Source organism: Amycolatopsis sp. NPDC051071 (assembly GCF_040682875.1).
Classification (GTDB): Bacteria; Actinomycetota; Actinomycetes; order Mycobacteriales; family Pseudonocardiaceae; genus Amycolatopsis.
In genome coordinates, this window is record NZ_JBFBBY010000038.1 from 39221 (window position 1) to 58960 (window position 19740).

Below are 19740 nucleotides of genomic sequence, written 5' to 3' on the forward strand. Positions count from 1 at the left end.
GTCAATCCTCCGCCGCGATGCCCCATCCGGCGGCGGAGGACAGGCCCTCCAGGTAGCCGATGGCGCGCTCGGTCTTCGGATATCGGCGCACGAGTTCCCAGAACGCCGCGTTGTGCCCTGGTTCCTTCAAATGTGCGAGTTCGTGCACGAGGACGTAGTCCAGCACCCACGCCGGCACTCGGCGCAGGCGATCACTGACCCTGATCGTCGCGTCGACCGGCGTGCAGGACGCCCACCTCGTCCGCATCGGCGGCACCCAGCGAACGCTCGCGGGTATCGCCTTTCCGTCCAGATACTTCGCCGAGAGCACGGCGCAGCGAGCCAGCAGCGCCTCGTCCGAGGCCTTCGGCGGAGCGGCCCGCCGCGGGCCCGTGCGCAGCAGTTTGCGCTGCATCTCGGCGACCCAGTGCTTCTCCTCGGCCCGGGTCATCCGGGCGGGGATCAGCACGACGAGGGTGTCCTCGTCCCAGTACGCGGTGACGGTCCGGTGGCGGCGCTGGCTACGCCGTACCTCGACCTTGTGTTCGGGAGTGTCCGACAGGGGATTGTCCCGGCTCCTCAATGAGGGCATCCGTGCTTCGACCACTCGACCACGGTAAGGCCAGTCACCGACAACTCCGAGAGCCGAAAGGTCACAGCCTTGAGTTGTCCACAACCTGACCCGCCTGTGGATAACTCGGGTTTTTCTTAGCGGATGGTTAGCGGGGTGGTGCGATCCTGCGATCATGAACCTTCGCGAACCGGATCTGCGGTCGATCGTCTTGCCTGCCTTCCCGGCCCTGCTTCCCGGTCTCGATGTGCTGGAACGCGGCGACGGCGAGATCCAGGTCGGCCTTGACCCCGCGCATGCCGTCGTGGTCAGCGGCGTGGCCACTGAGGTCGCCGGTGCGCTCCGCAAACTGGACGGGAAGCGGGCCGTCGACGACATCGTGCTCGCGCAGAGCGAACACGATGAACAGCTTCGGGAGCTGATGGCCGACCTGACGGTCCGCGGGCTGGTGACCGACGCGGGACAGGGTCGGCGACATCCGAGACCCAGGCCCGAGACGGGACTGTGGTCGCTCCGCGCCCGTCACCACCAGGCGGCGCTCACCGCTCGCCGCAAGCACACGGCGGTGGCTGTCCACGGTGACGGCAGGCTGGCCGTGGCCATCGCCGTGCTGCTGGCCAACGCCGGAATCGGGCATATCGACGTCCGGGCGTCGGGCACGGTGCTCGCACGCGATCTGGGTTCGGGCTACACCGAGGCCGAGATCGGCATGTTCCGCCGGGACGCGATGGCACAGGTCGTGCGCCGTGCCGGAGGGGACACGTCGACCACCCGGCTCTACGCGGACCACCAGCCGGAACTCGTCCTGCTCACCGATGCCGTCGTGCCCGCGCCGGAGGTGGTCGGCGAACTCGTCCAGAACGGCATCAGCCATCTGCCGGTGCGCGTCCGGGACGGGATCGGCATCGTCGGGCCGCTGGTGGTGCCCGGCCGGAGCAGTTGCCTGCGCTGTGCGGATCTGCACCGAGTCAACGCCGACGACACCTGGCCCCGGGTGGCGAGCCAGCTCGCGGGGCGTGTGCAACGACCGGATCTCGGCGCCGTGCACGCCTGCGCCGCGCTGGCCGCCGCACAGGCGCTCCGGCTGCTCTCGCCCGGCGATCAGGCGCCGCCGGCGTGGAACGCCACCCTGGAGATCGACTTCTTCGCAGGGGCCATCCGCCACCGTGACTGGCCGCCACATCCCGCATGCGGATGCGGCGCACGCTGATACCGCGAGCGACGTAGCCCACACGCACGCCCTCAACAGGCTGCGCGTGCGGAGCGAATCAAGGCAGAATCGCGGAGGTGACCGACTCCCGCAGCGCCGAGGACCGTGAAGCCGCCATCCCCCGCAAAGGAGCCGCGCGAACGGCGAAGCTGGCCAGTATCCCGCTCGGCATAGCCGGCCGGGCCGTCGGAGGCTGGGGCAAGCGGTTGACCGGGCAGAGCGCCGAAGAAGTCAGTGCGACTTTGTCCGCGAAGGCAGCGGAGCAGCTCTTCGAGGTCCTCGGCACCCTCAAGGGCGGCGCGATGAAGTTCGGCCAGGCACTCAGCGTCTTCGAGGCCGCGGTGCCGGACGAGATGGCGAAGCCCTACCGCGAGGCCCTGACAAAGCTCCAGGCCGCGGCGCCTCCCATGCCCGTCCGGCAGACCCACCGGGTCCTCGCCGAGCAGCTGGGACGCACCTGGACACAGCGCTTCGCCGAATTCAACGACGAACCGGCCGCGGCCGCGAGCATCGGCCAGGTCCACCGCGCGGTCTGGCACGACGGCCGCGAAGTCGCCGTCAAGGTGCAGTACCCCGGAGCGGACGACGCACTGCGAAGCGACCTTCGCCAGCTTCAACGCTTCAGCAGGTTGTTCCAGGCCTTCGTACCGGGAACCGAGGTGAAACCCCTCCTGGCCGAGCTCGCCGAGCGGATGAACGAAGAGCTCGACTACCAGGCGGAAGCCCAGAACCAGCGTTCTTTCGTCAAAGCGTTCGAGGACGTCCCAGGCTTCCTGATCCCCCGAGTGGTCGCCAGCGCGCCCAAGGTCGTCGTCACGGAATGGGTCACCGGCACCCCGCTGTCGAAGATCATCGCCGACGGCGACAAGGAGGCCCGGGACCGCGCCGGCAGCCTGCTCACCGAGTTCCACTACTCGTCGCCGGAACGGGCTCGGCTGCTGCATTCCGACCCGCATCCCGGCAATTTCATGCTGACCGCCGACGGCAGGCTGTGCGTGATCGACTTCGGCGGGGTGTCCCGGCTGCCCGAGGGCATTCCTCAGCACCTGGGCGAGATGACCAGGCTGGCACTCGACGGCGAGTCCGCCAAGCTGATGCGGCTTCTTCGGGAGTCCGGTTTCATCCGGGGGGACGCGGACTTGCGGGCCGACGACGTGCTCGCCTATCTGGCGCCGTTCACCGAGCCGCTGGCGGGCGAGACGTTCCACTTCACCCGCCGCTGGATGCAGCGTCAGGCAGGCCGGGTCGGTGACACCCGCGGCCGTGATTTCCGGATCGGCCGTTCGCTCAACCTGCCGCCCGAGTACCTGATGATCCACCGGGTGACCGCCGGATCGACCGGCATCCTCTGCCAGCTCGATGCGGAGATCCCTGCCCGCGCGATCGTCGAACGGTGGCAACCGGGCTTCGCCGCCTGAAAATCTATCCACAGGGATCGTGGGGACTGAGCCGAAAACAGGGTCGTTCGGGCGAGTTATCCACAACTTGCCCGAAGTGGTTCCACCCGGACGGCCCAACGGTCATCCTCGATCTATGAACATTACACGAAGCGCTCGTCTCATGACGCTCAGTAACACCAGCGAGTCCGGGATCATTACCAGCCGCGAGCTTCGCAAGGCAGGCGTGACAGCCCGTTACGCCGCGAAGCTGTGTGGCCCTGGCGGTCCCTGGCGAAGGCTCATGCCGGGTGTGATCCTGTTGCGCGATTCCGCGCCCACCCGGCTTCAGCTCTTGCAAGCCGCCGTCGCGCGGTTCGGTCCGGATGTGGCAGTGACGGGTGCCGACGCGCTTCGCGCGCGTGGCGTCGACTGCCCGGTGACCCGGGAGGTCCACCTCCTGGTCCCCGACTATCGGCGGATGCCAGCGGAACCGGGCATGCTGCCTCGAAGAACCACACGGATGCCGTCGGCCACCTGGATCAACGGCGTCCCGTTCGCCCCGCCCGCTCGCGCGGCGCTCGATCTGGCCCGGCAGGAACTCGATCCGGCGCGGATCGACGAGCTGATCTCGCTGCCGCTGTACTGGGGTCTCTGCACGCACGAGGACCTCAGCAAAGAACTCGACGCCGGTAACCGGCGAGGTTCCGCCGCGGTCCGTTCGGCACTACGCCGGGTCGATCCCGAAGAGACCTATGCGCACGGACTGGCGAAGAAGGTCGTCGAGGGCTGCCCGCTGCCTTCGCCGTCGTGGAACGTGTCGATCTGCGACCGGCGGGGACGGCCCATCGGCTCAGCCGACGCCTGGTGGGACGACATCGGGCTGGCGTGGCAGTTCCGCACCCCGGAACAGGGCACCGCGAACTTCCATCCGCTGGCGCTGACCGCGACCGGGACGGTGCTGGTCCGCTGCACCATCGATCAGCTGAAGAAGGTTCCGATGGAGGTCGCGGCCGAGCTCGTCACGGCGTTCACCGAAGCGGCCCGGACGCCTCGTCCGCACGTCCGCGCGATCAGCCGGATCGACAGCGCCGCGTGAGGAGGCGCTCACCAGTACTCGTCGGGAAGCCTTCCCTCGATGTCGCGGGTATGGCGGCGAGCGCAGGCGGGGCACATCCAGCGCACGATGTCCTTGTCCCGGGTGGAAGCCCAGGCGAGGGTCTGCGCGGGCTCCTCGTCGGCGCCGCGGATCCTGCCACATAACGAGCAACTCACCTGATCACTCACGGCGGCGTCCACAATGGATGGTCTTCACGCCCAGCAGGAACAGGTCCTGACGCGCGCCGAGGAACGCGGGGTTCGCCGGATCCAGCAGGGCGGCCACGGTTTCGCGATCGTCGGAGGCCAACCAGTCACCGGCCACGTCGGCGAACCAGCTCACGCGCTCGATGACGAACTCGCGCAGCAGTTCCGGCCCGGGCGACGGGTGGTGGATGAGCACTCCGAACGAATCGACGGCGTCGAGACCTGCCTGCTGAAGTCCGGTGTTCCAGCCGTAGGGCATCGAGACCGCGCCGGGAAGGCCCGCGCGCATCTCGGCGAACCACTCGCTTCGGCCCGCCAGCAGACGCCCCTCGAGCCCTGGCCTGCCGATGCCGAGATCCCAGGGAAGACAGTTGAAGTCCAAGCCACCCTCGGCAATGGCGACCATTCCGCCAGGGCGAGCGAGCCGGGTGAGGGTGTCGAGAGCCGCCTGCTGGTCGGGCAGGTGATGAACCACGCGCGACGCCCAGACCAGATCCGCGGGAGGAAGCTTGTCAGGCAGCCCTTTGTCGGCGACGTCGGCATGAACCGTCTCGACGATAGCCTTATCTCCCGCGGCAGCGACGACTACTTGTCGAGCCTCGGTGAGCAGGTGCTCGGTCGCGTCGACCAGCACGAACTTGGCACCGGCGACAGCGAGCTCCTCGGCGAAGAGCACGCCCATCCCGCCCGCGCCGCAGCCGACGTCGACGATGGTCGGAGCCTCCGGCAGCCCTTCCAACAGCCGCCGAGCTGCCACTCGCGTCGGCTCGGCGTCGAGTGCCTCGGCCATGCGAAGCGATCGAAGGCGCTCCGCCCAGTCGATGTCGTCATGCGCGTATACAGCCATTCCCCCAGTGAACACCACCCGCGCCGCACCCACACCCAAAAGGAAGCAGGGGACCTTTGCTATCGCGTGGCGATAGCAAAGGTCCCCTGCTCCCCCGATAGGTCAGGCCTGCAAGCGTTCGGCTCGCCGTTTCGCCCAGCGGGCGACCCTGTTCCACCTTCGCGCGGCGCGTGCGCCGCTTCGAGCCCGCTGCGCGCGGACTCCTTCCTCGAGGTCTCGTATTCGGGCTCTGGACAGTTCTTCATAAAGCAACATTTCGCTGGTCTCCTCGACCTTGATCTCATTCAGCTTGGCGGGCGCGAGTGTCCGGTTTCCCGATCGCGCTTCGTAATCCCTGGTGGTGATGGGTTCGACGGTCATGCCGCTGCGCTCCGCTCGACCTTGCGCGCGGCGGGACGAGCCTCGACAGCGGGCTCGACGACCGGGTTCTTGCGGGGGCGGCCACGGGGCCGCTTCCGTGCGACGACAACGCCGCGCTCGAAGATCTCGCCACCCCAGACGCCCCACGGCTCACGCCGAGAGAGTGCGCCCGCGAGGCAAGCGGAACGGACCGGGCAGTCCGCGCAGAACGCCTTCGCGCGCTCGAGTTCAGCCGGAGACTCGGCGAACCAAAGGTCCGCGTCGCCCGAACGGCAGGGAAGCATCGACTCAGGCGAGTCGATGGCGTCGAGCAGGTCGACGACGCCGGCGTCGACGAAGGGAAGAGCCTCCCCCGGCGCGAAAGCTATGGCCGATGACATACGTGCACTCCTTTGTCCCGTAACGGTTTTCGAACTGACGGTGGAACTGGACAACGCTGAACCCCAATTAGGTTGTGCAGCCAACTTGTTTTTGTGCAGCAAAAACACGAAGGCCGCGGATCCGGGTTACCGGTTCCGCGGCCTTCGTGAGCCTCTGGTCCTGACTAGGTCAGGAACTTCGCTCCCGTATGGACAACGGAACACGGAACTGCTTGATGACCGGCAGATCGACGGCAACCAGCGAGTAACCGCCGCCGAAGGCGGTGGCGTGCGCGATGGTTTCGTCGGCGGTGACCCAGCGCCGGTTGAGGCGCAAGGTGCCGCGGGCGGCGAGGATGCTCACGGGCGCAAAGGCGCCCTGGCGCTGAGCCTGCGGGACTTCCACGACGCAAGACAGACGGGTGCCCGGGTTCGTGAGCATCATGTTGATCGTCATTTCACCGACACCACCTTTCTCTGTCGCGCGCGAACCGTCCTGCGGTCTACGCTGTGTTGTAGAAGTTCTTCCCCAGCCGGGCGCTTCCCGCCCGGTACCAGCAGGTTATTGCCCCTGACCACACCGGGGCAACTTATTTTCCAGAAAAACCGTCGAAGCTACGAAGATCGGCTCTGAGCAGCGGGTTCGCCGCGTAGATCAAGCCCGAGACGCGGTCAAGACTCCACCGAGGCCCGCACAACGTCGAGAACCTCCGCTCCGAAGCGTTCGAGCTTCGTCGCGCCGATCCCGGAGATGGCGCACAACGCTGTGTCATCGGTCGGCCGCTGTTCCGCGATGGCGACCAGCGTCGCGTCCGTGAAGACGACGAAGGCCGGCACCTTGAGTTCGCGAGACCGTTCCCCTCGCCAGCTTTTCAGCTTCTCGAGCAGCTGCTCATCCACATTGGACGGGCAGCGGGAGCAGCGTCCCAGTTTGATGTCCAGGGTCTCCAGCAGCGGCCCTCCGCATACGCGGCATCGCGCCTTGCTACCGGACTGCTTGGGCCGCTGAGCCTGGGCGACCCTCGCCGCCGGATGGTCTTCGGGGATCAGGCCGTAGAGGAACCGGCTGCGCCGCCGGTTGCGCCGGTTACCCGTTGTCCTGGCCAAGGCCCACGACAACGAAAGGTGCTCCCGTGCACGGGTGACGCCGACGTAGAAGAGACGGCGTTCCTCTTCGATGGCCGCGTCGTCTCCGTCTGCGTGGAGGATCGGCACGGTTCCCTCGGCGAGCCCCACGAGGAACACGGCGTCCCACTCCAGGCCCTTCGCCGCGTGGAGTGAGGCCAAGGTGATGCCCTCCACGGTCGGCGGATGCTGTGCGGACGCTCGCTGTTCGAGCTCCGCGACGAACCTGGGCAGATCCGCGTCCTCGACAGCGGACGCCAGCTCCTCGGCCAGCTCGACGATCGACAGGAGCGCGTCCCACCGCTCCTTCGCCGCGCCTCCGGCGGGCGGCTGATCGGTGAGTCCCACCTTCGCGAGCACTGAGCGGACCCTCGTCACCAATTCGCCGGTGTCGGCGTCGGTCGACGCCATCCGCAACGCGGACATCGCCTGCCGGACCTCGGTCCTGGCGAAGAACCGCTCGCCGCCGCGGACCAGGTACGGGATGCTCAGCTCGGCGAGTGCCTGCTCGTAAGCCTCGGATTGAGCGTTGACGCGGTAGAGCACCGCGATTTCACTGGCCGCCACACCACCGTCGAGAAGGTCACGGATCCTGCGTGCGACAGCGGCGGCCTCGGCGGTCTCGTCGTCGTACTCGGCGAAGCGCGGCACGGGCCCCGAAGGACGCTGCCCCACGAGCTTCAGCCTCGACCCAGCCGGGCGTCCGCGTGCGGCGCCGATCACCTGGTTGGCGAGCGCCACGACCTCGGGAGTCGAGCGGTAGTCCCGCTCGAGCCGGACGACCGTGGCGTCGGGGAACCTCCGTGTGAACTCCAGCAGCGGCCGGGGCGAGGCGCCGCCGAACGAATAGATCGTCTGGTTGGCGTCGCCGACCACGGTCAAGTCGTCGCGGCCGCCGAGCCAGGCGTCGAGCAACCGCTGCTGGAGAGGGGTGACGTCCTGGTACTCGTCGACGACGAAACAGCGGTAGCGCTCGCGGAACTCCTGGGCGACCACCGTGTGCTCCTCCAGAACGGCGGTGGTGTGCAGGAGAAGGTCATCGAAATCGAGGACCTGCGCGGTGTTCTTGATCTTCTCGTAGTTGCGGTAGACCTCCGCGACCTGCGACGCGGGCGCCGGCGTGTCCCGCTGGGTGCGCGATACCACAGCCGGGTAGTCGTCCGGCGATACCAAAGAGGCCTTGCTCCACTCGATCTCACTGGCGAGGTCGCGCAGAAGCTCGGTCTCGGTGCCGAGCCCGGCCTTGTTCGCGGCCTGGCTGACGTAGCGGAACTTGTTCTCGAGCAGATCCCAGGGCCGGTCACCGATCACCTGAGGCCAGAAGTACCGAAGCTGCCGACGAGCCGCGGCGTGGAAGGTGAGGGCCTGGGCGGCGTCGACACCGAGGCCCCGAAGGCGTGCGCGCATCTCGCCTGCGGCACGAGTGGTGAAGGTGACGGCGAGGACCTGACCAGCGGCGACATGCCCGGACCGGACGAGGTGGGCGATGCGGTGCGTGATCGTCCGCGTCTTGCCGGTCCCCGCACCCGCGAGGACGCACACCGGCCCCCTCGGCGCGCAGGCGGCGGCACGTTGCTCGGGGTCGAGCCCATCGAGCAGGCCTGGACGACTCTTGGGGGACGATGCGCTAACCACGCTCCCGATCCTCGCAGAGGGCCCGACGGGATCGGCGCGGGGCACGCGGCCGTATCCTGGTCACATGGCGGGAAAGCAGGACAAGGAAGCAGCCAAGCTGGCGAAGAAGGAGAAGCGCGCCGCGAGCAAGGCTCGCCGCGGGCAAATCTTCGAAGCCTTCAAGATGCAGCGCAAGGAAGACAAGGCGCTCATCCCCTGGATGGTCGGATCGCTCCTGGTCATCACCGGTGTGGTGTTCGGGATCGGGTTCATCTTCGACGTCCATTGGGTCGTGCTGCCGCTGGGCATCCTGCTCGGCGCGCTCGCCGCCGTGATCATCTTCGGCAGGCGGGTCCAGAAGACCGTGTACTCGAAGGCCGACGGACAGCCGGGTGCCGCGGCGTGGGCGCTCGAGAACATGCGGGGCCGCTGGAAGGTGACGCCGACCGTGGCGGCCACGACCCAGCTCGACGCCGTGCACCGGGTGCTGGGCGGACCGGGTGTCGTGCTTGTCGCCGAGGGCGCGCCGCACCGTGTGAAGTCCCTGCTCGCGCAGGAGAAGAAGCGCGTGGCCCGCTTGATCGGTGAAGTCCCGATCTACGACGTGATCATCGGGAACGAAGAGCATCAGGTGTCGCTGAAGAAGCTTCAGAGCTACCTCATGAAGCTGCCCCGCAACCTCAAGCCTGCCCAGGTCGACGCGCTGGAGGCGAAGCTGGCCGCTCTCGGCAGCCGCGGCGCCGCGATGCCCAAGGGCCCGATGCCCGCCGGCGCGAAGATGCGCAACGTCCAGCGCACCATCCGCCGACGCTGACCAAAACCGGTATCAGGGGTCCTTTGCTATCGCCAGGCGATAGCAAAGGACCCCTGATGCTTTCCGCGACGAAAAACTGTCGGTGGGTGGTCGCATGATCACTGTTGTGGACGGAACCAGTAGCGCCCGGCAGAAGGCGCTGGCAGCGATTTACCCGGACGGCGTGGCCGCCCGGGAGGAACTTGTCGCCCTCGGACACTCCCACTCCTGGATCTCCCGCCAATGTCGTGAAAGCGGCCCGTGGCGGCGTCCGATTCCCGGCGTGATCCTCCTGACGGACGCCACGCCGACCAGACACCAGCTCCTGAGGGCCGCCCTGACCCACGCCGGCCCGGAAGCGATGCTCACCGGGGTTCAGGCGGCCCGGCTATATGGAGTCCGAAGACTCCCGCCCGAAAGTCGGGCCCACACTCTGATCCCCCATCAAAGCAAGGTCGCCACCTGGGGGTTCGCCGTCGTCGAACGAACAATCCACCTGCCGGAACCAGTGGAGATCGAGGGGCTGCCGGTGGCACCCCTCGCCCGGGCCTTGATCGACGCCGCCCGGCGCATGAGCGAATTGAAGGCCGTGCGAGCGATGATCCACGATGCGGTCCACCGCAGGCTTTGCACTCCGGAGGAACTGCGAGACGAGCTGGCACAGGCCAGCACGATCGGCTCTGCGCTGCCCCGCCTCGTTGTCGGCGCCCTTGAAGACGGAATCAGCTGTGCCGTCGAGCAGTGGCTGCAGGGCGTGCTCGCGCAAACCGGCTTGCCGACGCCGACGAGGAAAGCCGAGCTGCGAACCCCGGACGGGCAGGTCGTCGGCATAGCCGAGGTCTGGTGGCAGGAAGCCGGCGTCGCCATGCAGATCCACTACGACGAAGTCGCTCTCGAACCTGGCAAGGTCCCCACGACGCCCGCCCTCGTTGCCGCCGGCCTCATCGTCGTCGAGGTAAGTCCGGCGCAGCTACGGGATCAGCCGTTGGTCGTGATCCGGGAATTGCAGGAAGCTCACCGTCGCGCTCGCCAGCGGCCGCCTCCGCAACTCGGTGGCGCTCCTACGGCACCGGCTGCCTGACCACCGCCGGTTCGGCAACCGGTGCCCGGGAAGAGAGCAAAGGTCCCTTGCTACCTCTCCGGCAAGTCACCGCATGCGGATCACGACGGTGCCGGTCAGCCGGTCGAGCCAGCTTCGGCCGTCGATGTTCCGGATCGCGGCCGGGATGATCACGGAAGTCAGCACCGTCCGCACGACAGCGCGCCACACACCGACCATTTGCGTGCCGTCCAACCTGGCCACCCGGATTCCGACCGCCCCCATGCCCGGGGTGAAGCCGAAGAACGCCGCGGGAATGATCGTGATGACCGCCCAGACCCCCACCGACCAGAGGTTGAACGTCTGCATGACGGCCGGATCCTGAAGGCTGGGCTTCACGAAGAGCGTGGTCACCAAAGAGGCGAGGGCCAGGTCGATGATCAATCCCAGGAGGCGCGGCCCGCCGCCTGCCACCGAACCGACACCCGATTCGGGCAAGTCGAGTCGCTCGCCACGCCATCTCTGCGTGCGCTCGCCACCGGCCGTCGTCTCGTCCCCGGCTCCGGGCAGCCATTCTCCGGTCCATCTCGCCACCCATCCAGGGTATGCCGGTGGCGCTGACCACATTCGCCCTGGTCGACTACCCGATATCGCCGACCCGTTAACACCGGCGAAACATACGGGTGACGGTCGGGCAACACCGCGCTCTTAGCGTGAGCCGAAGAGAGTACTGCCGCCGGCAACGAACGAGAAGGAGTCACCGAGGGTGCCCACTACTCCAGACGACATTCAGCGCCTTATCGCCGACGAAAACGTAGAGGTCGTCGACGTCAGGTTCTGCGACCTGCCCGGCGTTATGCAGCACTTCACCGTTCCGGCGAAGGCGTTCAACGAAGAGGCATACGAAGAAGGCTTGGCCTTCGATGGCTCCTCGGTCCGTGGATTCCAGTCGATCCACGAATCCGACATGCTGCTCCTCCCGGACCCTGAGACTGCGCGTATCGACCCGTTCCGCAAGGCGAAGACGCTCTCGCTGAACTTCTTCGTGCACGACCCGTTCACCCGTGAGGCGTACAGCCGCGACCCGCGCAACATCGCGCGTAAGGCCGAGCAGTACATCTCCGAGTACGGCGTCGCCGACAACGTGTTCTTCGGCCCGGAAGCCGAGTTCTACATCTTCGACTCGATCCGGTTCGACTCCGCCGAGCACGCCTCGTTCCACGAGATCGATTCCGTCGAGGGCTGGTGGAACACCGGCGCCGACGTCCCGGGTGGTAACCAGGGTTACAAGACGAAGTTCAAGGGGGGCTACTTCCCCGTCCCGCCGGTCGACCACTTCGCCGACCTGCGTGACGAGATCGTCCGCAACCTGCAGGGCTCCGGCTTCGAGATCGAGCGCGCGCACCACGAGGTGGGCACCGCCGGTCAGACCGAGATCAACTACAAGTACAACACGCTGCTGCACGCTGCTGACGACCTGCAGTTGTTCAAGTACATCGTGAAGAACACCGTGTTCTCCGCCGGCAAGACCGCGACCTTCATGCCGAAGCCGCTCGCCGGCGACAACGGCTCGGGCATGCACTGCCACCAGTCGCTGTGGAAGGACGGCACGCCGCTGTTCCACGACGAGTCGGGTTACGCGGGGCTGTCCGACACCGCCCGCCACTACATCGGCGGCCTGCTCAGGCACGCGCCGAGCCTGCTCGCGTTCACCAACCCGACCGTCAACTCGTACCACCGGCTCGTTCCGGGCTTCGAGGCGCCGGTCAGCCTGGTGTACTCGCAGCGGAACCGCTCGGCTTGTGTCCGTATCCCCATCACGGGCAACAACCCGAAGGCCAAGCGTGCCGAGTTCCGGTGCCCGGACTCGTCCGGCAACCCGTACCTGGCGTTCTCGGCGATGATGATGGCCGGTCTCGACGGCATCAAGAACAAGATCGAGCCGCCGGAGCCCATCGACAAGGACCTCTACGAGCTCCCGCCCGAGGAGGCCAAGAACGTCAAGCTCGTTCCTGGCGACCTTGGCGCGGTTCTCGACACGCTCGAGGCCGACCACGACTACCTGCTCGAGGGTGGCGTGTTCACCCCCGACGTGATCGAGACGTGGGTCTCCTACAAGCGTGAGAACGAGATCGACCCGCTGCGGCTGCGCCCGCACCCGTACGAGTTCTCGTTGTACTACGACGTGTGATCGTGCGGCGGTAACACCAAGAGCACGCCGGTGGTGAGGTGCGGAAACGCCCTCACCACCGGCGTTTCTGTTGGAGCGGCCGGTGCGGCTACTCCGAAGTGGAGAGAACCTTCAGGTCGACGCCGGCGCGCTCGACACGGCCGCGCGGATCGTCCACCAGCTTGCGCCGCTCGAGATCCATCAGCCCCAAGGTGCAAGTGATCTCGGCGGACAGCGTGCCGTCGGCCTTGTAGATGTTCGAGTCCATGTGGAAAGTTTTGCCTGCACCGAACTTGGTATCGCAGGTCACGTCGACGACGTCGCCGGCTCGCAGCTCACGCCGGAACACGATGTGGGACTCGAGCAGCACGAAGGCGAGGTTCGCGTCCTTCAGACCCGAGTTCAGGCCGCCGGCGAGCTCCATCAGCTCGAGTCTGGAAACCTCGCCGTACGAGTGGTAGATGGCATGGTTGAGATGGCCCAGGGTGTCCAGCTCGTAGTGGCGCACCTTGATCCGGGTGCGAAACGGCTCGCGCACAGTCACCGGTCCACTGTAAAGGCAGCTCAACGCTCGCGACGCCGGGCGGTAGCAAGGGACCTTTGCTACTGCCCTCGTCCACGCGCAGCAGGCGATAGCAAAGGTCCCTTGCTTCCTTCCCGCAGGTCAGAGCGATTTGTCCTGGTAGAAGAGAGTGTCCACCACCGCATGCGCGCGGCGCGTGGTCCGACGATAGGCGTCGAGGAACTCGCCAGGGTCGTCATCGGCGGAGTAGCCGAGCACACGAGCGACAGCGGCGAGATCTCGACCAGAGCTGGGGATCTCGTCGACCGCCTTCCCCCTGACCAGCATCCCGGCGTTCCGGACCCGCGTCGCCAGCAGCCACGCCTCGATGAGGGACTCGATTTCGGCGGGCTCGGCGAGCCCCGCCTCCACCGCGGCATTCAGGGCTTCGATCGTCGACGTGGTCCGGAGCCCCGGTATTTTGTGCCCGTGACGCAGTTGCATGAGCTGCGCGGTCCACTCGACGTCGGCGAGCCCGCCTCGTCCGAGTTTCGTGTGCCGGGTCGGGTCCGCGCCCTTGGGCATCCGCTCCGTCTCCACCCGTGCCTTGATCCGCCTGATCTCTCGCACCCGAACCGCGTCGAGACCGGCCTCCGGATACCGAATGGGGTCGATCATTTCGATGAACCGCGCGCCGAGGTCGTCGTCGCCGGCGATGAACCGGGCCCGAAGCAGCGCCTGCGATTCCCAGACCTCGGCCCATCGGCCGTAGTAGCTGCGGTAAGACTCCAGCGTCCGGACCAGCGGACCGCTCCGCCCCTCTGGACGGAGATCGGCGTCGACGACCAAGGCTGGGTCGGGGCTGGGCGCACCGAGAATCTTGCGAACGGTCTCAGCGACCGAAGAAGCGAACTTCGCCGCATCGGAATCGGACACGCCTTCAGCGGGCTCACATACGAACAAGACGTCCGCATCGGACCCATAGCCGAGTTCGGCGCCGCCGAGGCGACCCATGCCGATGACCGCGATCGTCGCGGGCGTCCGGCCGAGCTCCGCCTGCCGCTGGCGATATGCGGCGGCCAACGCACCCTGCAACACGGCGACCCACACACTCGACAATGCCGCGCACACCGACGGAACGTCGAGCAGCCCCAGCAGATCGGCTGATGCGACCCTCAGCATCTCGTGCCTGCGCAGCGATCTCGCGGCGGCGACAGCCGCGTTCAGACCCGGCTGCCGGCGAACGGCGGCCCGCAGCGACGTAGCGACTTCGGCCGGGGTGCGACCGGCCAGCCGCGCGGGATCACCGAGCAGTTGCAGGACTTCCGGCGCTCTGGACAGCAGGTCCGGTACCAGCCGTGACGTCCCCAGCAACAAGGCGAGCCGCTCGACGACAGCGCCTTCGTCTCGAAGAACCCTGAGGTACCAAGGTGTTTCTTCGAGTGCCTCGGAGACCTTGCGATAGGACAGAAGCCCGCGGTCCGGGTCTGGCGTGTCGGCGAGAAGTTCCAGCAGCACCGGCAGCAGGGCCTGCTGAATGGCCGCCCGCCGCGACATACCCGCGGTCAAGGCCTTGATGTGCTGCAACGCCCCATCCGGCGCGGCATAGCCGAGCGCGGCAAGACGGCTTTCCGCCTGCTTCGTCGTCAGCCGCAGCGCCTCGGTCGGCACATTCGCGACGGACTGCAGCAGCGGCCGGTAGAAGAGCTTTTGATGGAGCCGTCGAATGCTCTGGAGGTGACGCCGGAACTCCGCCAGCAGTACGTCCCCCTCACTCCTTCCCCGAGCAGGCCGCACCCCGCTCGCCCTCGCGATGGTGCGCAGCTCGCTCGCATCCGAAGCGGCCGGGAACAGGTGCGTACGCCGTAGCCGCCGGAGCTGGAGCCGATGCTCGATGGTCCTGAGAAACTCGTACGACGACCCGAGTTCCGCGGCATCCATGCGGCCGACGTATCCGCCCTCCCCCAAGGCGGCGAGCGCGTCCATCGTGGACGGGGAACGCAGCTCGGCGTCGATCCGACCATGGACCAGTTGCAGCAACTGCACCGCGAACTCGACGTCGCGGAGGCCACCACGTCCCAGTTTCAGTTCTCGCTCGGCGTGCGCGGTAGGCACATGACCTTCGACGCGGCGCCGCATCTTCTGCACCTCAGGGACGAAGTTGTCCCGATCGGCCGCGGACCACACCATGGGCGCGACCATCTCCGCGTACTGGCGCCCGAGCTCGGCGTCGCCGGCGACCGGCCGCGCTTTGAGCAGAGCCTGGAACTCCCAGGTCTTGGCCCACTTCTGGTAGTAGGTGGCGTGTCCGTCGAGAGTCCGGACCAACGCGCCCGCTTTGCCCTCCGGGCGCAACGCCGCGTCGACCTCGAAGCAGGCTTTGCCGACTACGCGCATCATCGTGCTGGCAAGCCGTGTCGCGGTCAAAAGATCGCCATCGCCGACAAAGATGACGTCGACGTCACTGACATAGTTCAGCTCTCGGCCGCCGCACTTGCCCATCGCGATCACGGCCAGTCGGCCCTCGACGCCGGCGCCCACTTCCGCCTCGGCGACCAGAAGTCCGACCGTCAACGCGGCTTCGGCCAGCGTGGTGAGCTGAGCGCCGATCTCGGCATAAGGGGGCTGGTACAGCCCGGGTTCGACGAGGTGACCGAGGTCGGCAGCCGCGATTCCGAGAAGCAGTTCGCGGTACGCGACGCGGAGCGCCTGCTCTGAGTCGAGGCCGGTGAGCACCTCACTTTCCGGCCGGAGGTAGTCCAGAAGGCGGCTTGCGTACTGATCCGGCTCGGTGCACTTGTCACCCAGAAGTGTTTTCCAGCAGGCCGTGTTCGCCACCAGAAAGTCCGCGAGCGCGCTCGACGTACCCAAGACGCCGAGCAACCGGCCACGAAGGGTTCGATTTGCGCGAAGTGCCTGGTCAAGCTCGATCCAGGCAACCGGATCGGCCTCCCTGATCCGGTCGAGCCCGCTCAAAGCGAGATCGGGATCAGCCGCCCGGGAAAGCGCTGACAGCACGTCGGCAGTGGAGGCATCCGGGCCGGCTTCGGTCCACCAACCGGCAGCACGCAGCTGCCCGTCGGCTCGGGGATCGGTGAAGCCGTACCTCGCCACGGAAGCGGTCGGCCTGGCGCGCTCAACCATCGGCTTCCACCGTAGTCGCCCTGGCACCCGTGACCAGATGGACGCGCAAGGGAGCAGGGGACCTTTGCTATCGCCAGGCGCCTGGCGATAGCAAAGGTCCCCTGCTATCGCTAGGCCGCGATCCTGCCGACTTCGGGTTCAGGAGTGGTTGGTGCGGGAGTGGTGAAGCTGCCCGCGTTGACGGGGCTCCGCCGCGAAAGGAGGTAGATCGCGACGCCGACCGCCAGGCCCGCGACACCGACGCCGACGGTGCCTACCGTGCCTGTCGAGGTCACGAGGCCGGCGGCGGCACCGACGATGGCCGCTGCCGGAAGGGTGAACAGCCAGGCGATCACCATGCGGCCGGCGGTACGCCAGCGGACCGGCGACTCATTCCTGCCAACGCCCGATCCGATGATGCCGCCGGAGCAGACATGGGTCGTCGAGAGCGGAAAGCCGAAGTTCGTGGACGCGAGGATGACCGCCGCCGAGCTCGTCTGGGCGGCGAAGCCCTGCGGACCGTCGATGTCCGTCAAACCCTTGCCCATGGTGTACGTGATCCGCCAGCCACCCAGGTAGGTACCCAACGCCAGCGCGAGTGCCGCGCTCACGATCACCCAGAGCGGCGGCCCGGACCCGGCGGGCAGCGTACCGGCGGTGATCATCGTGAGGGTGATGACACCCATCGTCTTCTGTGCGTCGTTCGTGCCGTGAGCCAGTGAAACGAGCGAAGCCGAGATGATCTGACCGACGCGGAAGCCCGCGGTACGGCCACGGCGGACGAAGATGCGGTAGACGAGGTACGTCGCGATCATCGCGACCAGTCCCGCGAGAACCGGTGACAACGCGGCGGGCACGAGTACCTTCTCGACGATCTTTCCGAAGTGGACCGAATCCGTTCCGGCCGACACCCACGTGGCACCGATCAAGCCGCCGAACAACGCGTGGGATGAGCTGGACGGCAGGCCGACGAACCACGTGACCAAGTTCCACACGATCGCTCCGACCAGGCCACCGAAGACGATCGCCGGTCCGATCTTGGTGTCGTCGACCAGTCCATTGGAGATGGTCTTGGCCACCTCGACCGACAGGAAGGCTCCGACCAGGTTCAGGACGGCGGAGATAGTCACGGCCACCTTGGGGCGAAGCGCGCCGGTGGCGATCGACGTCGCCATCGAGTTGGCCGTGTCGTGGAAACCGTTTGTGAAATCGAAAATTAAGGCCGTGACGACGACGAGCACGACCAACACTGAGGGCTCCACCCCGACCTCCGAACCCTTCGAACTCCCTCCGCAAGGTACCTGACAGGTAGACCCGAGTGTTAATAATCCATACGCATTTGAGACATAAGTCGTTAAGCCATCGGCAATGTACGTTGACGGTCCGCAGCCGGAGCAAGCGCACCGGACACCAGTCGGACGAAGCGGTGCGCGAACGGTCGCCAGGTTTCGGCGATATCGGCATGCACCCGAGCGAGGTTCTCCGGGGTCAGTGCGTCCGGCCGGGTGAGTTCCGCCATTTCCGGCGATTGCCTTGCCCAGTCGAGGACGATCTCCGGCGTCGTCTCGATATGGAACTGGACACCGTAGGCACAACGGTCGAAACGGAACGCCTGATGTGGATACCGCGGCGACGAAGCGAGAAGCTCCGCGCCGGCGGGGAGCCGGCTGATCGCGTCGTTGTGGAACTGCAGGACGTCTTGCATGAGCGGCAGATCCGCGAAGAGTGGATCCGTCCAGGCCGCGTCCTTCTTGGACACCAGCCCGGGGCCGACTTCGGGGCCTTGATCACCTCGGGCGACCAGGCCTCCCGTCGCCACCGCCAGTAGCTGACCGCCGAGGCAGATCGCGAGCGTGGGGATGCGAGCGCTGGTGGCCTTCGAAAGAACCTTCCGGACATCCGCCAACCACGGGTAGGCGGCGTCATCGGTCGCGCCCATCCCTCCGCCGAGACACACGACGCCCGCGTACTCCCCAAGCTCGGCGGGGAGGCCCTGATCGGGCATCAGCCGGATGTCGAGTTCGGCACCTGCTTCGGTGAGCCAGTCACCGAGGGGGCCGATCGGGTCGGATTCGTCTGGCTGGATGACGAGCAGCTTGAGAGCGGTCACTGCCCCAGCCTACGACCGGAAGGGAGCAAGGGACCTTTGCTATCGACTTGCGGCGGCGATAGCAAAGGTCCCTTGCTCCCCCGGTCAGCAGGCGCAGCGTGGGGTGGAGGTAGGTGTGGGGGCGGGTGCGTCTTGGTCGACGGGATAGCCGGCCACTCGCCAGGCGGTGATGCCGCCGGACAGGCGTTTGACCTTGAAGCCGAGCTCGGCGAGTTTGAGTGCGCCCTTGGTCGCGGCGTTGCAGTGGATGCTCTCGCAGTAGCAGACGTAAACGAGGTCGCTGTCGGACTCAGGGGTCATGTCACGGTAGGGCAGATTGATCGCGCCGGGGATGCGGGCCGAGGCAAAGGCCTCCGAGGCCCGGGTCTCGACGATCACGTATCCGTGGCGGGTGCCGGCGGTGAGATCCCGGACGAGGTCGTCGGGGTCCACATCGAGAGCGAGCTCGGCACGGAGGTGCGCAGCCGCGGCGAGGCTGTCCAGGGCCGGGAACGTCAGTACGCGGGATTCGGTCGTCATGACTCAATCCTGCTGTCCGGTGATCGCCCAGGACATCGGCGAATCCAGGTGCATGCGCCGGTTAGCCTGGAGATTCCTGGCGCAGAAGACGACCGACCTGGAGTTCCGTGAACCTCGATGATCTCGACTGGCAGTTGCTCGAACTGCTCCAAACCGACGGGCGGCTGACCTTCTCCGAGCTCGGCCGACGGGTATCGCTGTCGGCGCCCGCGGTGACGGAGCGAGTCCGGCGACTCGAGGAGAAGGGGGTCATCACCGGGTACTCCGCCGACGTCGATCTGACGAAACTCGGGTTACCCATCGAGGCAATGGTCCGGGCGAAGGTGCGAAGCCTCGACACAGCCCGCTTCCGGGAAACGATCCTCGCGCTGCCCCAGGTGCTCGACGCCGATCACGTCACAGGCGACGAGTGCTGGTTGGTGCGGGTCACCTGCCGGAACACCGCGGAGCTGGAAGAACTCGTAGAGCGGATGCAGCGTTATGGGGAGACGACGACTTCGCTGGTCTTCTCGTCCCCGGCCCGTCGGCGCGCGGTCGTCCGGCCGCGCGGCTGAGCGACGCAGCGGTGACAGCAAGGGACCTTTGCTATCGCCGAGGCTGGAGCGGGAACGTGAAAAAGGTCCAGGTCCCGGGAGAACCATAAGTTCTCGACCGGGGCCTGGACCTTGTTTAACGTTGAGTCCGGCGGTGTCCTACTCTCCCACAACCCTTCGGTTGCAGTACCATCGGCGCTGTCAG

The 19740-nt window shown here is 66.9% G+C and carries 20 protein-coding genes; 7 read left to right on the plus strand and 13 right to left on the minus strand.

Annotated features, from left to right (window positions below):
• Window position 1 precedes the first annotated feature (1 nt).
• Complete coding sequence (locus tag AB0M65_RS15345; RefSeq protein WP_076168951.1) at window positions 2-562, minus strand: M48 family metallopeptidase; 561 nt, start codon at window positions 560-562, stop codon at window positions 2-4.
• A gap of 163 nt (window positions 563-725) precedes the next feature.
• Between AB0M65_RS15345 and AB0M65_RS15350 the strand changes: the two genes are divergently transcribed.
• The 3 genes from AB0M65_RS15350 to AB0M65_RS15360 all read left to right on the plus strand — a co-directional run bounded on the left by AB0M65_RS15350 (window position 726) and on the right by AB0M65_RS15360 (window position 4235).
• Complete coding sequence (locus AB0M65_RS15350; protein ID WP_364027266.1) at window positions 726-1760, plus strand: TOMM precursor leader peptide-binding protein; 1035 nt, start codon at window positions 726-728, stop codon at window positions 1758-1760.
• Window positions 1761-1837: 77 nt separating this feature from the next.
• On the plus strand, window positions 1838-3178 hold the full coding sequence (locus tag AB0M65_RS15355; protein WP_364027269.1) for an AarF/ABC1/UbiB kinase family protein: 1341 nt from the start codon (window positions 1838-1840) through the stop codon (window positions 3176-3178).
• A gap of 142 nt (window positions 3179-3320) precedes the next feature.
• Entirely contained in the window at window positions 3321-4235 is a 915-nt protein-coding gene (locus tag AB0M65_RS15360) for a hypothetical protein (protein ID WP_364027272.1), read from the plus strand.
• Between the two features lie 8 nt (window positions 4236-4243).
• On the opposite strand, the gene AB0M65_RS15365 is transcribed toward AB0M65_RS15360, so the two are convergent.
• From AB0M65_RS15365 to AB0M65_RS15390, 6 genes are all read right to left on the minus strand, one after another.
• Window positions 4244-4423 carry a hypothetical protein gene (locus AB0M65_RS15365; RefSeq protein WP_364027275.1) on the minus strand — a complete coding sequence of 60 codons (180 nt, stop codon included), beginning with the start codon at window positions 4421-4423 and terminating at the stop codon, window positions 4244-4246.
• Window positions 4416-5288 carry a class I SAM-dependent methyltransferase gene (locus AB0M65_RS15370; protein ID WP_364027278.1) on the minus strand — a complete coding sequence of 291 codons (873 nt, stop codon included), beginning with the start codon at window positions 5286-5288 and terminating at the stop codon, window positions 4416-4418. The genes AB0M65_RS15365 and AB0M65_RS15370 overlap by 8 nt, the downstream gene beginning before the upstream one ends.
• A gap of 102 nt (window positions 5289-5390) precedes the next feature.
• Complete coding sequence (locus AB0M65_RS15375; protein WP_364027281.1) at window positions 5391-5648, minus strand: hypothetical protein; 258 nt, start codon at window positions 5646-5648, stop codon at window positions 5391-5393.
• Window positions 5645-6028 carry a WhiB family transcriptional regulator gene (locus AB0M65_RS15380; RefSeq protein ID WP_364027284.1) on the minus strand — a complete coding sequence of 128 codons (384 nt, stop codon included), beginning with the start codon at window positions 6026-6028 and terminating at the stop codon, window positions 5645-5647. Before AB0M65_RS15380 ends, AB0M65_RS15375 begins: the two co-directional genes overlap by 4 nt.
• 169 nt (window positions 6029-6197) lie before the next feature.
• Complete coding sequence (locus AB0M65_RS15385; RefSeq protein WP_364027287.1) at window positions 6198-6464, minus strand: hypothetical protein; 267 nt, start codon at window positions 6462-6464, stop codon at window positions 6198-6200.
• A gap of 215 nt (window positions 6465-6679) precedes the next feature.
• Window positions 6680-8767 (minus strand): ATP-dependent DNA helicase UvrD2, encoded by a 2088-nt coding sequence (locus AB0M65_RS15390; RefSeq protein WP_364027290.1) that lies wholly within the window; start codon window positions 8765-8767, stop codon window positions 6680-6682.
• Window positions 8768-8831: 64 nt separating this feature from the next.
• Between AB0M65_RS15390 and AB0M65_RS15395 the strand changes: the two genes are divergently transcribed.
• The gene (locus AB0M65_RS15395) at window positions 8832-9560 is read left to right on the plus strand and encodes a DUF4191 domain-containing protein (RefSeq protein WP_364027293.1); all 729 of its coding nucleotides are present in this window, start codon (window positions 8832-8834) and stop codon (window positions 9558-9560) included.
• 94 nt (window positions 9561-9654) lie between these two features.
• A complete protein-coding gene (locus AB0M65_RS15400) occupies window positions 9655-10620 on the plus strand; it encodes a hypothetical protein (protein WP_364027296.1) in 966 nt (321 codons plus the stop codon).
• Between the two features lie 66 nt (window positions 10621-10686).
• Here the strand turns inward: AB0M65_RS15400 and AB0M65_RS15405 are convergent, their stop codons facing one another.
• On the minus strand, window positions 10687-11172 hold the full coding sequence (locus AB0M65_RS15405; RefSeq protein ID WP_364027299.1) for an RDD family protein: 486 nt from the start codon (window positions 11170-11172) through the stop codon (window positions 10687-10689).
• Between the two features lie 172 nt (window positions 11173-11344).
• On the opposite strand from AB0M65_RS15405, the gene glnA reads away from it, so the two are divergent.
• On the plus strand, window positions 11345-12769 hold the full coding sequence (gene glnA / locus AB0M65_RS15410; protein ID WP_364027302.1) for a type I glutamate--ammonia ligase: 1425 nt from the start codon (window positions 11345-11347) through the stop codon (window positions 12767-12769).
• 88 nt (window positions 12770-12857) lie between these two features.
• On the opposite strand, the gene AB0M65_RS15415 is transcribed toward glnA, so the two are convergent.
• The 5 genes from AB0M65_RS15415 to AB0M65_RS15435 form a co-directional block, all read right to left on the minus strand.
• On the minus strand, window positions 12858-13292 hold the full coding sequence (locus AB0M65_RS15415; RefSeq protein ID WP_364027305.1) for an acyl-CoA thioesterase: 435 nt from the start codon (window positions 13290-13292) through the stop codon (window positions 12858-12860).
• Window positions 13293-13412: 120 nt separating this feature from the next.
• Window positions 13413-16394 (minus strand): bifunctional [glutamine synthetase] adenylyltransferase/[glutamine synthetase]-adenylyl-L-tyrosine phosphorylase, encoded by a 2982-nt coding sequence (locus AB0M65_RS15420; RefSeq protein WP_364027308.1) that lies wholly within the window; start codon window positions 16392-16394, stop codon window positions 13413-13415.
• Between the two features lie 110 nt (window positions 16395-16504).
• The gene (locus AB0M65_RS15425; RefSeq protein ID WP_364027311.1) at window positions 16505-17635 is read right to left on the minus strand and encodes an inorganic phosphate transporter; all 1131 of its coding nucleotides are present in this window, start codon (window positions 17633-17635) and stop codon (window positions 16505-16507) included.
• 92 nt (window positions 17636-17727) lie between these two features.
• A complete protein-coding gene (locus tag AB0M65_RS15430; protein ID WP_364027314.1) occupies window positions 17728-18483 on the minus strand; it encodes a type 1 glutamine amidotransferase in 756 nt (251 codons plus the stop codon).
• An 84-nt stretch (window positions 18484-18567) separates the two neighbouring features.
• Entirely contained in the window at window positions 18568-19002 is a 435-nt protein-coding gene (locus AB0M65_RS15435) for a rhodanese-like domain-containing protein (RefSeq protein ID WP_364027317.1), read from the minus strand.
• A gap of 107 nt (window positions 19003-19109) precedes the next feature.
• Here AB0M65_RS15435 and AB0M65_RS15440 point away from each other — a divergent pair, with 107 nt between their 5' ends.
• Window positions 19110-19556, plus strand: a complete 447-nt coding sequence (locus AB0M65_RS15440) for an Lrp/AsnC family transcriptional regulator (RefSeq protein ID WP_364027320.1) — start codon at window positions 19110-19112, stop codon at window positions 19554-19556.
• The last annotated feature ends 184 nt before the right edge of the window (window positions 19557-19740 follow it).

Bases quoted from the DNA above. Each gene is read 5' to 3' on its own strand.
- AB0M65_RS15350 (WP_364027266.1), top strand. From the start codon at position 726: ATGAACCTTCGCGAACCGGATCTGCGGTCGATCGTCTTGCCTGCCTTC.
- AB0M65_RS15360 (WP_364027272.1), top strand. From the start codon at position 3,321: ATGACGCTCAGTAACACCAGCGAGTCCGGGATCATTACCAGCCGCGAG.
- AB0M65_RS15370 (WP_364027278.1), bottom strand. From the start codon at position 5,288: ATGGCTGTATACGCGCATGACGACATCGACTGGGCGGAGCGCCTTCGA.
- AB0M65_RS15375 (WP_364027281.1), bottom strand. From the start codon at position 5,648: ATGACCGTCGAACCCATCACCACCAGGGATTACGAAGCGCGATCGGGA.
- AB0M65_RS15380 (WP_364027284.1), bottom strand. From the start codon at position 6,028: ATGTCATCGGCCATAGCTTTCGCGCCGGGGGAGGCTCTTCCCTTCGTC.
- AB0M65_RS15385 (WP_364027287.1), bottom strand. From the start codon at position 6,464: ATGACGATCAACATGATGCTCACGAACCCGGGCACCCGTCTGTCTTGC.
- AB0M65_RS15395 (WP_364027293.1), top strand. From the start codon at position 8,832: ATGGCGGGAAAGCAGGACAAGGAAGCAGCCAAGCTGGCGAAGAAGGAG.
- AB0M65_RS15400 (WP_364027296.1), top strand. From the start codon at position 9,655: ATGATCACTGTTGTGGACGGAACCAGTAGCGCCCGGCAGAAGGCGCTG.
- AB0M65_RS15420 (WP_364027308.1), bottom strand. From the start codon at position 16,394: ATGGTTGAGCGCGCCAGGCCGACCGCTTCCGTGGCGAGGTACGGCTTC.
- AB0M65_RS15435 (WP_364027317.1), bottom strand. From the start codon at position 19,002: ATGACGACCGAATCCCGCGTACTGACGTTCCCGGCCCTGGACAGCCTC.